Here is a 14899-nt window from a genome sequence, read left to right as displayed (position 1 = left end):
AGACCGCCGTGATCCGCCACTATGGGTTCGCCGTAATCTTCATCACGCCGCTGACGATCTTTCTTGCCGATGCCGCGTCGCTAGGGCACGCAGAGCCCGGCGCGATCATCCAGGCGCGTTTCATCGACACGGTGCTGGGCTGCTTCATCGGCCTGATCGGCGGCATCCTGCTGCACAATGCGAGATTTCGCGACGTGGCGCGGCCGATCATCCGCCGATTGACGCCGCTGGCGCTGCTGCCGGGGCGCAGCCCGCCGCCGTGACCGGATCGGCCAAAAGTCCGAATGCAGAGCGCCGGGCGGCATGGGATACTCCCCGCTTCCGCCCTCAGTGCTGGACTTCTCGCTGGATCGCGCCGTGACCGACGTACGCCCGCAGGCCGAAACCTTTCAGGCTCCGCTCGAGGAGATCGTCTGGAACACCGCCTTCCGGCGCGGATTCGCCGAGGCTCGCTCGGGGCGTCTGCCGCGCTACGACGACGAGGTGATGTTTCAGGATGGCCTGGCGTGGGTCTACGAATGGGGCCGGCAGTTCGCCTTTCTGGCTCCGACCGACCTGGCGCTGGTACTGCCCGATGAAGGCGCGCTAAATCCGAAGGCCGTGGAGCTGTTTCGCGAGAAGATCATGCAGGGCGAGATCTGCACCTAGCCGCATCGCAGCGCGTCGCGTGGCTATCCCCTGTGGTCATTGCAGGGCGTGACCGGACAATCCGTCACTCAAGACGGTGGATCGCCGGATCAAGTCCGGCGATGACTGCTTCGGTGTAACGACTTCGGCTGCGCTGAATTGGCGCCGGGATGTCGGATCGGCAACATCCCGGCGTTGAGTTCGGGTGTTACGCAGCCCGGACGGTGTCGAGGAACAGGCCGACTTCCGTCCGCAGCCGCGTGCTTTCCTTGGCCAGCGACTGCGCCGACGACAGCACCTGCGACGAGGCTGAGCCGGTCTCCGTCGCACCACGCTGAACGTCGATCACATTCGACGACACTTGCTGCGTGCCCTGGGCGGCCTGCTGGACGTTGCGCGAGATTTCCTGCGTCGCCGCGCCCTGCTCTTCCACCGCCGCCGCGATCGTCGAGGCGATCTCGGAGAGTTGTTCGATCGTGCCAGTGATCTGCTTGATCGCCGTGACGGATTCGTTGGTCGCCGACTGGATACCGGAAATCTGCTGGCTGATTTCTCCCGTGGCCTTGGCGGTCTGCTCCGCCAGCGCCTTGACCTCCGACGCCACCACCGCAAAACCGCGGCCCGCCTCGCCCGCGCGGGCGGCCTCGATCGTCGCGTTGAGCGCCAGCAGATTGGTCTGTCCGGCGATGGTGTTGATCAGCTCGATGATGTCGCCGATGCGAGTGGCCGCCTTGGACAATTCGCTGACGCGGTCGTCGGTGGTACGCGCCTGGTTGACGGCATCAGCCGCGATCCGGGCCGAGTCCTGCACCTGTCGGCTGATCTCGCCGATCGAGGAGCTCAATTCCTCGGTCGCCGACGCGACCGACTGCACGTTGGTCGAGGCTTCCTCCGATGCCGCAGCCACCGTCGAGCTGAGATGCTGGGCGCGATCGGCCGACAAGGTCAGCGTGGTCGCCGAGGCTTCGAGTTCGGTCGATGCCGACGACACCGTGTTGACGATTTCGCCGACCGCGGCTTCGAAGCCGTTTGCCATCTTCATCATCTCGGCCTTGCGCTGCTCGGCCTGTCGACGCTCGGCGGCCTGCTGCTCGGCTTCGAGCTGACGGACACGAATCGCGTTGTCTTTGAACACCTGCACCGCCATGGCCATCTTGCCGATTTCGTCGCGTCGGTTGGCGTGCGGCACGTCGACCGTGAGATCGTTCTGCGCCAGCAGCCCCATCGCCGAGGTCATGTCGACGATGCCCCGCGTCACCGCGCGGCCGAGGAACAGCAGGCCGGCGACGATGACCACCAGCATCACCACGGCACTGACCACGATCGCCATGTAGGACGACGACAGCGCGGCAGCGGATGCATCGGCCCGCACCGACAACAGCGACTCCTCGGCCGCGACCAGATCACGGACTTCCGAACGGATCGCATCCATCGACTTCTTACCGATGCCGGAGGCCGCCACGGAGCGCGCCTCGTTGGCGTTTTGCGCCTTCATCAGCTGGATTTCGCGCTCGGCGACCTTGTTGCGCCATTCGGCGGCGGCGGCTGCGATCAGATCGAGCCGCTTCTGCTGCGCCGGATTGTCCGCGGTCAGCCGCTTGGTTTCCTCCCAGGAGTCCTTGAACAGTTTGTCCGATGCGCGATACGGCTCGAGAAACTTGTCTTCACCGCTGATCAGGAAGCCGCGCACGCCGGTTTCGCCATCGACCATCGCGGCGACGATCGCCTTCGCATTGTCCATGACCTTGTAGGTATGCGTGGTCATGTTGTTGTTCTGCGCCAGGATCGCCAGATTGCGGGCGATCAGCCCGTAGGCAACGAGCGAGACCAGCGCAATGAGAGAGAGGATTCCAGCCAGTTTGTAGGACGTCTTCAGGTTCAGCAGCGAAGACAGCATGTTTGCGGTTCTTTCTTTGTCCATCGCATCGGCAGAGGCCACGAGCAGGCGCCGATTGACGTTCTGCCATGGCTATTGATGCGCTCGCCGATGCGACGAGCGTGGGGTGACGAATGGTTCGACATTCTCTGCAAGCAGGACGACTGAGGTCGCCCCGGGACGATGATGGCTTCATCGGCGTCAATCGCCGCCTCGCAGCGGTAAACGTCACATCTGTCGCGTAAGAATTAGTAAATGAACGTCAACGGTGTGGAACAAACCCACCATGATCCGTAATACTACGCGGCCGGGGAAGTGGCTTTGCTCAACTAATCGACAGCCGCTCGGCCGACCACCAGTCAAGGGTGCAGTTAAAATCCCTCAAAACGGCAATCTGCACCGACAGCGGGTCGGCGAAGTCAGCCACCGCGGGCCTTTTCCGCGTAGTTTTACGAGGGCCGACTCAACTCTTCGCTCGGCAGGCCCCTGCGGGCGTCGCAAGTACCAACGTCATGCGGGCTGGCGGAGTTACAAACCTCACCTGATCATCGCCGGTCCCGGATCGGGCACGGCGACATCGATCACCCGGAGTTGCACCCGCTCCGCACCCTGCCAGCGATCGACCGACAGGCAGCCGGCGACGTGGAGTTGCTGGCCACGGTTTTCGGTGAGCGCCTGACCGAGCTTCTGCCCGACGCTGCGAAACGCGATGCCGTTGACGACCGCACCGTCGCCGGATTTGAAGCGCAGCCGCAGATGCGCCTGCCCCACTTCGTCCGCATAGACCAGCTGATGCGCCGGCAGCGCGATGATCGGCTCGGGGTTGCCGGCGCCGAATGGACCGGCGCGGTTGAGCGTGGCGGCGAATTCCGGCGTGATGCCGCGCGCCGACACGGCGCCGTCGATCGACAGTTCGTTGACGTGGCGCGACTTGGCGACATCTGCGGCAAGCGAGGTTTCCAGCCAGCCGCGGAATTCGGCCAGCCGCTCCTTGCGCAGCGTAACGCCGGCCGCCATCGCGTGACCGCCACCTTTGATCAGGATGCCCTCGTTGACCGCCTGCCGCACTGCGCGTCCGAGATCGACGCCGCCGATCGAGCGGCCCGAGCCGGTGCCGATGCCGCCCGGCTCGAGCGCGATGGCGAAGGCCGGCCGGCCGAACTTCTCCTTCAGCCGTGACGCGACCAGACCGACCACGCCGGGATGCCAGCCCTCCGATGCGGTGACGATCACCGCGCCCTTGTCCTCGAGGCCGAGCGAGGCGATCGCCTCGGCCTCGGCCTGCGCTTCGGCCTGCTGCTCGATCACACGCCGCTCAGCGTTGAGGCGGTCCAGCTCGGCGGCGATCCGCGCCGCTTCGGAGACGTCGCCTTCGAGCAGCAACCGCACGCCGAGATCGGCGCGGCCGATCCGGCCGCCGGCATTGATGCGCGGGCCGAGCATGAAGCCGAGATGCCAGACTTCCGGCGGCCCGTTCAGCCGCGCCACATCCATCAGCGCGGTGTGACCGACATGGTCGCGCCGCCGCAGCGCGATCAGCCCCTTGGCCACGAAGGCCCGGTTGAGTCCAACCAGCGGCGCGACATCGGCCACGGTGCCGAGCGCGACGTGATGCAGCATGTCGAGGAGGTTCGGCTCCGGCCGCTCGACGCTCCAGAAGCCGCGATGCCGCAACTCGCGGTTGACCGCGACCAGCGTCATCAGCACCAGGCCGACCGCGGCAAGATGGCCGAGGCCGGACAGATCGTCCGGTCGGTTCGGATTGATCAGCGCCTCGACCTCAGGCAGTTCGTCAGCGGTCTGGTGATGATCGATCACCACCACGCTCATGCCGAGCCGTCGTGCCTCGGCCAGCGGCTCGAGGCTGGTGGTGCCGCAGTCGACGGTGATCAGTAGCGTGGCGCCCTTCTCCGCCAGTCCGCGAATGGCGTCGACGTTCGGGCCATACCCCTCGAAGATGCGGTCGGGAATGTGGATCAGCGGATCGAGGCCGCAATGCCGCAGATGCCAGGCGAGGAGTGCCGACGAGGTAGCGCCGTCGACGTCGTAATCGCCGAAGATCGCCACTTTCTCGCCGCGCGACGCGGCATCGGCGATGCGCTTGGCGCCGGCCTCCATCTGCGTCACGGTCGATGGGTCCGGCATCAGCTTGCGGATGGTGGGATCGAGAAAGTCGGGCACCGCGTCGATTTCGACACCGCGCCCGGCCAGCACCCGCGCCAGCATCTCGGGCAACTGATAGCGCTGCGTAATCGCCTGCGCCTTAGCCGTCGCGCGAGCGTCCAGCCGGTCGCGCCACAGCTTGCCGGTGGCCGAGCGGGTCACGCCGAGAAACGCCGACACCGGCTCGGGCGGCAATGCGGATGCTGGAAGCGTCATGGTCAGCGCAGATAAGCACGACTTGCGCGAGAGGCAAACCAATGCCGTCCCCAGCGCTGCCTCGCTTCACAACCTGCACTGAGCCGTCATCCTGAGGCGCTCGCCCGCAGGGCGAGCCTCGAAGGATGCGGCGCCGCACCCAACACGCGCGGTCCATCCTTCGAGGCCGCCGCTGCGCGGCGGCGCCTCAGGATGACGCACTTCTCGTGGCAAGGGCTGAAAGTGCTCAGCACCCCAGCGCGCCGGCGACGCCGTTGAGATCGTCCGCCACCACGGTCCAGTCGCCGGTGGCGCCGAAATCGAGCTTCTGCAGCGGGCCGTATTCGGTGGGTCGCGGGATGAAGGCCGTCTTGAGGCCGAGCTTCTGCGCGGCGGCGAGATCGTTGTTGTGGGCGGCGACCATCATCACCTGCTCGGGCGGGAGGTTGAGCAACTTCGCTGCGCCGAGATAAGTCTCCGGATCGGGCTTGTAGTGGCCGAACACGTCGCCGCCCATGATCAGGTCCCACGGCAGCCCAGCGTTCTTCGCCATCCGCGTCAGCAGGCCGACATTGCCGTTCGACAGCGGGCTGATGATGTGTTTCGACTTCAGCCGGGTCAGACCGGAGATCACGTCCGGCCACGGCTTCAGCCTGTGCCAGCCGGTGGTGATGTAGTCGAGGTCTTCTTCGCCGAGATCTTTCAGGCCGAACTGCGGTGCCAATTGTTCCAGCGAGCGGCGATGCAGATCGTCGAGCTTGATGAAGCCGCGCGCGGGATTTTTCCTGACCTCGTCCATCGACGGCACGTAGGCTTGCCGCCATGCGTCGACGAGCCCGGTCCAGTCGCCGCTCAGGCCGCGCGTCTTCGACCAGGCGGTGAAATCCTCGATCAGACTGGCGCGCCAGTCGACGACCGTGCCGAACACGTCGAAGATCAGGGCTTGCACATTTGTCGGTTCGGCTCTTCCGGCCATTGTTTCTCTCCCCTTGCCGCAACGAAACCGTCATTGCGAGCGTAGCGAGGCAATCCAGCGACGAGCACGGAGTTGGATTGCTTCGTCGCTTCGCTTCTCGCAATGACGGTGGCAGCCCGTCAGAACACCTTCCGGTACTGCATAAACCCGGAATCGTCGGCGATGCGGTCGTACAGCAGGCGTGCGGTGGTGTTGCCCGGCTGGGTCAGCCAGTGCACGCGGCTGCAGCCGTCGGCCTTGGCGCGCTCGTAGACGGCTTCGATCAGCTTGCGGCCGAGACCGAGTCCGCGCGCGCTGTTGTCGACGAACAGATCCTGCAGATAGCAGTAATCCCCCGCCGCCCAAGACGAGCGATGATACAGGAACTGCACGATGCCGGTGAGTTTGCCGTCGACATAGGCGCCGAGCAGATACATCTGCTCGGCGGGATCGTGAAACCTCGACCAGGTAACGTCGCTGGTGCCGGGCGCGAGCGTCGACTTGTAGAAGTCGAGATAGCCGGCCCACAACGGCTCCCAAGCGGCGCGCTCGTCGGCGCCGACGGGACGGATCTCGACAGCCATCGCCCTCTCCTTAGTCGAGGTGGAATTTTTCGAACTGGCGGTGATCAGCCTTGATGTAGCGCACGGTCCCGGTCACCGAGCGCATCACCACGGTCTCGGTCTGGATCACGTCCTTGCGGAACTTGACGCCGGACAGCAGCGAGCCGTCGGTCACGCCGGTCGCGGCGAACAGGCAGTCGCCCTTCACCATGTCCTCGATCTGGTACACGAAGTTCGGGTCCTCAATACCCATCGACTCCGCGCGGTTGCGCTTGGAATGGGTGTCGAGCAGCAGCCGGCACTGCATCTGGCCGCCGATGCAGCGCAACGCCGCCGCCGCCAGCACGCCTTCCGGCGCGCCGCCGGTCCCCATGTAGATATCGACGCCGGTGTTGTCCGGATCGGCGCAATGAATGACGCCGGCGACGTCGCCGTCGGTGATCAGCTGGACGCCAGCGCCGGTGGCGCGGATCTTGGCGATCAGTTCGGCATGGCGCGGACGATCCAGCACCAGCACGGTGATGTCGTGCACCGGCACGTCCTTGGCGTTGGCGAGGCGACGAATGTTGTCTTCGGGCGACGCGTCGATGTCGATGACATTCTTGTCGTAGCCGGGACCGATCGCGATCTTCTGCATGTACACGTCGGGCGCGTGCAGCAGCGTGCCGCCTTCGGCCATCGCCATGGTGGCGATCGAGCCGGGCATGTTCTTGGCGCACAGCGTGGTGCCCTCGAGAGGATCGACCGCGATGTCGACCTTCGGGCCGCCATCGATGCCGGCGCCGACCTTCTCGCCGATGAACAGCATCGGAGCTTCGTCGCGCTCGCCCTCGCCGATCACGATGGTGCCTTCGATCGGCATCTTGTTGAGCTCGCGACGCATCGCGTCGACGGCCGCCTGGTCGGCGCCCTTCTCGTTGCCGTGGCCGCGCAGCCGGGCCGCCGACACCGCAGCACGCTCCGTCACGCGCACGATCTCGAGCGTCAGAATGCGCTCCAGCAACAATTGCGGCGGAACGGAAATGGTGGTCGACATGTCAGCCCTCTCCTAAACTCAATCCGCGCCACAGCGGCGCGGCTACACGATTCCCCGGCGTCTAGTTCTTCTCGATCCGGATGACCTGCGGCCGGCCGCTGATCACCTTGTCGCGTTGCACGGCCTGAAGCGCGCGGCGCACCGCGTCCTCGCTGGTCGCGTAGGTGATCAGGATCACCGGCACGGGGCCCGCTTTGCCGGGCTTGCCGTTCGCATCGGTGGTCCGCTCCGGCTGGCGCTGCACGATCGATTCGATCGATATCTCCTGCTCGGCCAGTCGGGTCGCGATCGTCGCCGCGGTCCCGGCATGGTCGCGCGCCATCAGCCGCAGGTAATAGCCGCCCTCGTGGCGCTGCATCGGCGCCTTGCTGATCGCCGCGAGCTTGGCCACCGGACGGCCGAACGGCTCCGCCCGAATGCCCCGCGCCACATCGGCGATGTCGGCGACCACGGCCGAGGCGGTCGCCGCCGAGCCTGCACCGGCGCCGACCAGGGTGATCGGCGCGATGCCATTGCCGTCGATCGACACCGCATTGGTGACGCCCATCACCTGCGCGATCGCGGAGGTTTTGGGCACCATGGTCGGATGCACGCGCTGCTCGATGCCCTTGGCGGTCCGCACCGCTACGCCGAGCAGCTTGAGCCGGTAGCCGAGATCGTCGGCCGCACGGAGATCCGCCGGCGTGATCGAGCGAATGCCTTCGACGTAGACCGAGCTCTCAGACACCTTGGTGCCGAATGCCAGGCTGGCGAGAATCGACAGCTTCTGCGCGGTGTCGTGACCGTCGATATCGAAGGTCGGATCGGCCTCGGCATAACCGAGACGCTGCGCATCGGCGAGGCAGTCGTCAAACGACAGCCCTTCCTGCTCCATGCGGGTCAGAATGTAGTTGCAGGTGCCGTTGAGGATGCCGTAGATCCGGTCGATGTCGGTGCCGGCGAGGCCCTCGCGCAGCGTCTTGATCACCGGGATCGCGGCGCCGACCGCGGCCTCGTAGTTGAGCGCGACGGCGTGCTTCTCGGCGAGGCCGGCGAGCTTGAGGCCGTGCTTGGCGACCAGCGCCTTGTTGGCCGTGACCACCGACTTGCCGGCCGCCAGAGCCGCCTCGATCGCCGGACCGGCCGGATCGCCGGCGCCGCCGATCAGCTCGACGAAGCAGTCCACATTCGGATCGGTCGCGATCGCCAGCGGGCTCTTGCCCCAGGTGATGCCGCGCAGGTCCAGCCCGCGCTTCTTGGTCTTCGACCGCGCGGTGACGGCCACGACCTTGATCGGACGTCCACAGCGCGCGGCGAGCGTCCGCTGCTGCCGTTCGATGACACGGACCACCTCGGCGCCCACGGTGCCGAGACCCGCAATACCCACTCTGAGCGCGTCCATCGGGCGCCGAACCTGTCGTCTGAAGCTGCTGTGAAGTCGGAGGCCGGCGAACGCGGCCTCCGGGAACCTGGTCCTATCGCCGGGTGGCGAGAGGCACCACGTTGTGCAACGTTTCGACGCCGCTTTCAAGGAAGCGCCGGACGCCGCGCGCCGCCTGACGGATGCGCTGCTCGTTTTCCACCATGGCGATGCGGACGTAGCCCTCGCCGTGCTCGCCGAAAGCCACGCCGGGCGACACCACGACGCCAGATTTCTCGACCATCAGCGTGGCGAACTGCATGCTGCCGAGCTCGCGGAAGGCCGGCGGCAGCGGCGCCCAGGCGAACATCGAGGCCGACGGCGGCGGGATCTCCCAGCCGGCCCGGCCGAAGCTCTCGACCAGCGCGTCGCGGCGCTTCTTGTAGGTCTCGCGCATCTCCCTGATGCAGTCGTCGGGGCCATTCAGCGCCGCGGTGGCGGCGACTTGCACCGGGGTGAAGGCGCCGTAGTCGAGATACGACTTCACCCGCGCCAGCGCCGCGATGATGCGCTCGTTACCGACCGCGAAGCCCATGCGCCAGCCGGCCATCGAGAACGTCTTCGACATCGAGGTGAACTCGACGGTGACGTCCATCGCGCCCGGCACCTGCAGCACCGACGGCGGCGGGTTGGCGTCGTCGAAATACACTTCCGCATAGGCCAGATCCGACAGGATCATGATCTCGTGCTTCTTCGCGAACGCGACCAGGTCCTTGTAGAAGTCGAGGCTGGCCACATAGGCGGTCGGGTTCGACGGATAGCAGGCGATCAGTGCGATCGGCTTCGGGATCGAATGGATGATCGCCCGCTCCGCCGCGGCGAAGAACTCCGGGGTCGGCTCGGACGGCACCGAGCGGATCACACCGCCCGCCATCAGGAAGCCGAAGGCATGGATCGGGTAGCTCGGGTTCGGGCACAGCACGACGTCACCCGGCGCGGTGATCGCCTGGGCGACGTTGGCGAAGCCTTCCTTGGAGCCCAGCGTGGCCACCACCTGGGTGTCCGGGTTCAGCTTCACGCCGAACCGGCGCTCGTAATAAGCCGCTTGGGCCTTGCGCAGGCCGGTGATGCCGCGCGACGCCGAGTAGCGGTCGGTGCGTGGCTTGCCGAGTGTTTCCTTGAGTTTCTCGAGCACATGGGGCGGCGCCGGCAGATCCGGGTTGCCCATGCCCATGTCGATGATGTCGGCCCCGGCGTTCCGCGCGGCCGCCTTGGCCCGGTTGACCTGTTCGAACACATAAGGCGGCAAACGGCGGATACGGTAGAATTCTTCCATGGTCCTCGACTCCGGGGTGCGGCAGGATCGTTACCGCGTTCTTGATCGGAGGGGAATCCGATTCAGGCGCAGAAACGCTCCCATTGGCACGATTTTGCGGCGGATCGGATCGAGGACGGTATTTGTGCTGCGCCGGCCTGCGAACGGTGACCCGCCACCGCCGCCGTTCGTGCACCGGCGACGTTGACGACTATTTGGCGGCCGCCGGCTTGGCGGCCGCGGTGCTAGCGCTCGCGTTGGCATTGGCCTGGCGCTCGCGGGCGGCGATCAGTTCCTGCTCGATCTTGTTGCGCTCGGCGGGGGCCAGCACGGCCTCGTCGCGGTTGGCCGGCAGGTCGTTCACGGCCGGGAAGCCCTCGGCGTCCTTCGGCTTCTCGGCCCTGTCGCTTCCGCCAAGCACTGGCATGTCGGACATCGAGATGGAGCAGCCACCAAGTCCAACGGCGCCGCATCCAAGCGCGACCAGCAACGCAGCCGTGGCCAGGACGCCACGTCCCTGCTCCTGCCTGCGCTTTCGCGTCGGGATCGGCCGCATCGCCATCGCCCTTTGAGTCGTCACCTGCAAACCGTCATCCCCGACCCTGCGGCGGCGAACGGCCGCGCGTCCAAGCATTAAATCGTCACATAGCCGAACCCGCGGCGCCGTAAAACCTTATTCCAGCAGCACGCCTGCTGCAGCACGCCGAGTCAGTGGGATGCCAATGTGGCCAAATCAAGCGCAAATTGTCGCAGTGCAGCACATCCAGTTCAGCGACATTTACCGAACTATGTCATGATCAGTGGCATACAGACAAAAGCGTATAAGAACAGCGAACCGGGTTGAAGCGTCCACCGATGACCGACATGCTACCAGAAGCAGCGACTGCGAAGAAGTTTGATCCGGAGGCTTTCGCGCGTAATCTGGCGCAGGCGATGGAGACCGGCGGCCAGGCCTTGGCAACGATGCTGAAGCCGCGCGAACCGGCACCGAACGGCCAGCCGCCCGCCGAACTCTCCGAACTGGTCAAGACCCTCACCCGCGTCGCCGAGTACTGGACATCGGACCAGGCGCGCGCCGCGGAGCTTCAGGCCAAGCTCGGCAGATCCTATCTGGAACTGTGGGGGAACGCGTCGCGCAAACTATCCGGTGAGAAAGTCGAGCCGACCATCGAGCCGCCGCCGCGCGATAAGCGGTTTGCTGATCCGTCGTGGCGCTCCAACCAGTTCTACGAATTCCTGATGCAGGCCTATCTGCTGACCTCGCAATGGGCCAACGAACTGGTCGAGAAGGCCGAGGGGCTCGACCCGCATACCAAGAAGAAGGCGGCGTTCTATGTCCAGCAGATCACCAACGCGCTGGCGCCCTCCAACTTCGTTGCGACGAGCCCGGAGCTGACGCGTCATACGTTGGAGAACAGCGGCGACAACCTGGTGCGCGGCATGAAGATGCTGGCCGAGGACATCGTCGCCGGCAAAGGACATCTGAAGATCCGGCAGTCCGACCCCGCCAATCTCGAGGTCGGCGTCAACATCGCCACAACGCCCGGCAAGGTGATCTTCCAGAACGAGATCATGCAGCTGATCCAGTATTCGCCGGCGACCGAAACGGTGCTGCGCACGCCCCTGCTGATCGTGCCGCCGTGGATCAACAAGTTCTACATCCTCGACCTCAAGCCGGAAAAATCCTTCATCAAGTTCTGCGTCGACCAGGGCCTCACCGTATTCGTGATCTCCTGGGTCAACCCGGACAAGAGCCTTGGCGACAAGAGCTTCGCCGACTACATGAAGCTCGGCCCGCTCACGGCGATGGACGTGGTCGAGAAGGTGACGGGCGAGCTGAAGGTGCATACCATCGGCTATTGCGTCGGCGGCACGCTGCTGGCGTCCACCCTCGCTTGGCTCGCCGAGCGACGGCGCCAGCGCGTCACCTCGGCGACCTTCCTGACGACCCAGGTCGACTTCACCCATGCGGGCGATCTCACCGTGTTCGTGGACGAGGAGCAGATCTCGGCGCTGGAGCGCGACATGCAGTCGACCGGCGTACTCGAAGGCGCCAAGATGGCGATGGCCTTCAACATGCTGCGGCCCAACGATCTGATCTGGTCCTACGTGGTCAACAACTATCTGAAGGGCCAGCCGCCCGCGGCGTTCGACCTGCTGCACTGGAATTCCGATGCGACCCGGATGCCGGCGGCGAACCACTCCTACTATCTGCGCAACTGCTATCTCGACAACAAGCTGTCGGCCGGCACCATGGTGCTCGACAATACCCAGCTCGATCTCGCCAAGGTCAAGGTCCCGATCTACAATCTCGCCACCCGAGAGGATCACATCGCGCCGGCGGAATCGGTTCTGTACGGCTCCCAGTTCTTCGGCGGTCCCGTGAAGTACGTGCTGTCCGGCTCCGGCCACATCGCCGGCGTGATCAATCCGCCCGCGGCGAACAAGTACCAATTCTGGACCAACGACAACATCCAGGTCGGCTCGGTCGCCGAATGGCTGAAGGGCGCGCAGGAACACAAGGGTTCGTGGTGGCCCGATTGGCGCGCGTGGATCGAACAGTTCGACAGCGAACGCGTCCCCGCCCGCGCCGTCGGCACCGTGGCGTTCCCGCCGATCGAGGATGCGCCGGGCAGCTACGTGCGGGTGCGGTCGTAGGACCAAACGGGCGCTCGAGGCTATCGCCCCGAGCGCTGGACCATGTGTCGCAGCCGGCTGGATTGCGCCACCACACGGCACATCTCCTCACGACCTTTCAACGAGGAGACGATGATGTCCAAGCGGGAGGCGATCTTTCCGGCCGGTCGGCAGGCTTTGTACGAAAAGCACCGCTATTCCGCAGCCGTGCGCTCTGGCGATCTGCTGTTTGTCTCCGGCCAGGTCGGTAGCCGCGAAGACGGATCGCCTGAGCCCGATTTCGCCAAACAGGTCCAGCTGGCGTTCGACAATCTCGGTGCGGTGCTGAAAGCAGCCGGCTGCAACTTCGACGACATTCTCGATGTCACGTCCTTTCACACCGATCCGGACCGGCAATTCGAGACCGTGTTGGCCGCCAAGGACAAGGCCTTTCCCGCGAAGCCCTATCCGAGTTGGACCGCGGTCGGCGTGACCTGGCTTGCCGGCTTCGATTTCGAGATCAAGGTGACGGCCCGCGTGCCCGTGTCGGGCTGAGCATTCAGACCGCCGTCACCCAGGCTAGTACCAGCGCGAAGCCGGCCAGCCCCACCGTGACGTGGGTGCCGAGCAACACGTTGGCAGCAACCGGCGAGCGCCGTGCCAGCGCGGCGATGAAGCCGGAGAAGGCCGACACCGCGAACAGCCCCGCCGCGACCTTGCCGAACGACAGGCTGCCCGCGGCTGTGGCGCCGTCCGGCGTGCCGTGCAGCAGCATCACCAGCGTTTCCAGCCCGCCGAAGCCGAGCAACAGATGCAGCGCGACCAGCCCCTGCTTACGCTCGCCGCGCAGATACAACAGCCCGAGATACAGACCGACCGCCGTTGCCGCGCTCAAAATCACCAGAACCGGCGTCGCCGTCATGCCGCCTCCGCAAAATACCGATCAGCGGCGAGGATTAAAGCACGGCGTCCGTTAGTTGAGAATGCCCTCACCACGAGTCATTCCGGGGCGCGGGCGCAGCCCGCGAACCCGGAATCTCGATATGCGACCCACCGCCGAGGTTTTCACAATGGCGGGATTCCGGGTTCGCGCAGCTTTGCCGCGCGCGCCGGAATGACGGTGGCTGGGGTAAGCGGACTGGAGCCGGTCTTGCAATAAGCAACGGTAGCGCGCGACTCACCGCCTCTACGCCACCGACTTCGCGTGCGTCAGTTTCTCGACCTTGCGGATATGCTCGACGGCGTCGTGGGCGGCCTGGCTGTGGGTGAACAGCTCCAGCTCTTCGAGCTCATGCGCGTCCACCGGGGTGATCGCCGTGTCGATGTAGCTGGCACGGTCTGGATCGTTCAGGATCTTGCGGCGCAGGCGGTCGATCCACAACCAATGCCGCAGGCTCTGGCCGAGCTTGAAAGCAGTGACGACCACCTGCTTGGGATAAAACAGCCACGGCGACTCCACCGGCAGCGTCGGCCGGCGATCGAGCCGATATTTCAGCCGCAGAATGCCGCCCTGCAGCGGATGCACCCGTTCGATTTTCACCATCGACGAGAACAGGAAAATCATCGACGCCAGCCGCGACACGCCGCCGGTGGCGGCCGCGCGGCGCAGCAGTCGCTCGATGTGCTCGGCCGAATAGTACAGATCCCACGCCTTGAAATAGATGCCCTGCCACTCGTCGCGGCTCATCCGCGGATGCGAGGTGACGGCATGTTCGATATCAAAGCGGTTGAGGTCGGCATCCATCGGCGCGCCTTCCCTGAACAGGCGCTGATGATCCTCGGAGCCCGGCAGCGGCGTCAGGCAGAAGAATTCGAGTATATCGAGCGGCAGCTCCTTCTGGATGATCGCGATGTCCTCGGCGATGCTCGCCGGCGTGTCGTGAGGGAAACCGAGAATGTAGCCGGCGTAAGTAATGACGCCGGCCTGCTTCCACGCCAGCAGCATCTGGCGATATTCGGTGATCTTGTTCTGCCGCTTCTTCGCCGACGCCAGATTGTCGGGATTGATGCTCTCCAGCCCGAGGAAGGTTCGCACCACGCCGGCCGCCCGCGCCTTTTCGATGAAACCATCGATCTTGTGGCACAGCGTATCAACCTGAATCACCAGCTTGATGTCGCGGCCTCCGCTCTGTGCGATCTCGCCGCGCAATTTGGCGAGCCGGTCCAGAATCGCTTCCCAGTCCTTGTTGCGAGCGAAATTGTCATCGGTCATGA

At 65.2% G+C, this 14899-nt stretch carries 14 protein-coding genes; 4 read left to right on the top strand and 10 right to left on the bottom strand.

Annotated features, from left to right (window positions below; all coding sequences use genetic code 11):
- Both ACOJTD_RS08425 and ACOJTD_RS08420 read left to right on the top strand, forming a co-directional pair.
- Nucleotides 1-263, top strand: a 263-nt coding sequence (locus tag ACOJTD_RS08425; RefSeq protein ID WP_420132468.1) for an FUSC family protein, incomplete at its 5' end; no start/stop codon positions are given.
- Between the two features lie 94 nt (nucleotides 264-357).
- Nucleotides 358-648 (top strand): hypothetical protein, encoded by a 291-nt coding sequence (locus tag ACOJTD_RS08420; protein ID WP_119858337.1) that lies wholly within the window; start codon nucleotides 358-360, stop codon nucleotides 646-648.
- Nucleotides 649-835: 187 nt separating this feature from the next.
- Here ACOJTD_RS08420 and ACOJTD_RS08415 read toward each other — a convergent pair whose 3' ends face one another.
- From ACOJTD_RS08415 to ACOJTD_RS08380, 8 genes are all read right to left on the bottom strand, one after another.
- Nucleotides 836-2524 carry a methyl-accepting chemotaxis protein gene (locus ACOJTD_RS08415; RefSeq protein ID WP_420132467.1) on the bottom strand — a complete coding sequence of 563 codons (1689 nt, stop codon included), beginning with the start codon at nucleotides 2522-2524 and terminating at the stop codon, nucleotides 836-838.
- Between the two features lie 516 nt (nucleotides 2525-3040).
- Complete coding sequence (gene recJ, locus ACOJTD_RS08410) at nucleotides 3041-4882, bottom strand: single-stranded-DNA-specific exonuclease RecJ (protein ID WP_420132466.1); 1842 nt, start codon at nucleotides 4880-4882, stop codon at nucleotides 3041-3043.
- A gap of 226 nt (nucleotides 4883-5108) precedes the next feature.
- Entirely contained in the window at nucleotides 5109-5837 is a 729-nt protein-coding gene (locus ACOJTD_RS08405) for a haloacid dehalogenase type II (protein WP_420132465.1), read from the bottom strand.
- Nucleotides 5838-5956: 119 nt separating this feature from the next.
- Entirely contained in the window at nucleotides 5957-6400 is a 444-nt protein-coding gene (locus ACOJTD_RS08400; protein WP_420132464.1) for a GNAT family N-acetyltransferase, read from the bottom strand.
- Nucleotides 6401-6410: 10 nt separating this feature from the next.
- On the bottom strand, nucleotides 6411-7415 hold the full coding sequence (glpX, locus tag ACOJTD_RS08395) for a class II fructose-bisphosphatase (RefSeq protein WP_420132463.1): 1005 nt from the start codon (nucleotides 7413-7415) through the stop codon (nucleotides 6411-6413).
- Between the two features lie 61 nt (nucleotides 7416-7476).
- Entirely contained in the window at nucleotides 7477-8796 is a 1320-nt protein-coding gene (locus ACOJTD_RS08390) for a homoserine dehydrogenase (RefSeq protein WP_420132462.1), read from the bottom strand.
- Between the two features lie 73 nt (nucleotides 8797-8869).
- Nucleotides 8870-10090: an LL-diaminopimelate aminotransferase gene (locus tag ACOJTD_RS08385; RefSeq protein WP_420132461.1), complete on the bottom strand. Its 1221-nt coding sequence runs from the start codon at nucleotides 10088-10090 to the stop codon at nucleotides 8870-8872.
- 190 nt (nucleotides 10091-10280) lie between these two features.
- Entirely contained in the window at nucleotides 10281-10649 is a 369-nt protein-coding gene (locus ACOJTD_RS08380) for a hypothetical protein (protein WP_420132460.1), read from the bottom strand.
- A gap of 275 nt (nucleotides 10650-10924) precedes the next feature.
- Here ACOJTD_RS08380 and phaC point away from each other — a divergent pair, with 275 nt between their 5' ends.
- Both phaC and ACOJTD_RS08370 read left to right on the top strand, forming a co-directional pair.
- On the top strand, nucleotides 10925-12727 hold the full coding sequence (gene phaC / locus ACOJTD_RS08375) for a class I poly(R)-hydroxyalkanoic acid synthase (protein ID WP_420132459.1): 1803 nt from the start codon (nucleotides 10925-10927) through the stop codon (nucleotides 12725-12727).
- Between the two features lie 114 nt (nucleotides 12728-12841).
- A complete protein-coding gene (locus tag ACOJTD_RS08370; RefSeq protein WP_420132458.1) occupies nucleotides 12842-13240 on the top strand; it encodes a RidA family protein in 399 nt (132 codons plus the stop codon).
- A 4-nt stretch (nucleotides 13241-13244) separates the two neighbouring features.
- On the opposite strand, the gene ACOJTD_RS08365 is transcribed toward ACOJTD_RS08370, so the two are convergent.
- Both ACOJTD_RS08365 and ACOJTD_RS08360 read right to left on the bottom strand, forming a co-directional pair.
- Nucleotides 13245-13607, bottom strand: a complete 363-nt coding sequence (locus tag ACOJTD_RS08365; RefSeq protein WP_420132457.1) for a hypothetical protein — start codon at nucleotides 13605-13607, stop codon at nucleotides 13245-13247.
- Nucleotides 13608-13871: 264 nt separating this feature from the next.
- A partial coding sequence (locus ACOJTD_RS08360; RefSeq protein WP_420132456.1) for a B12-binding domain-containing radical SAM protein occupies nucleotides 13872-14899 on the bottom strand: 1028 nt, incomplete at its 5' end.

The sequence above is a fragment of the Rhodopseudomonas sp. genome, assembly GCF_048594845.1.
Lineage (GTDB): Bacteria > Pseudomonadota > Alphaproteobacteria > Rhizobiales > Xanthobacteraceae > Rhodopseudomonas.
This window is presented reverse-complemented; position numbering and strand designations above follow the sequence as displayed.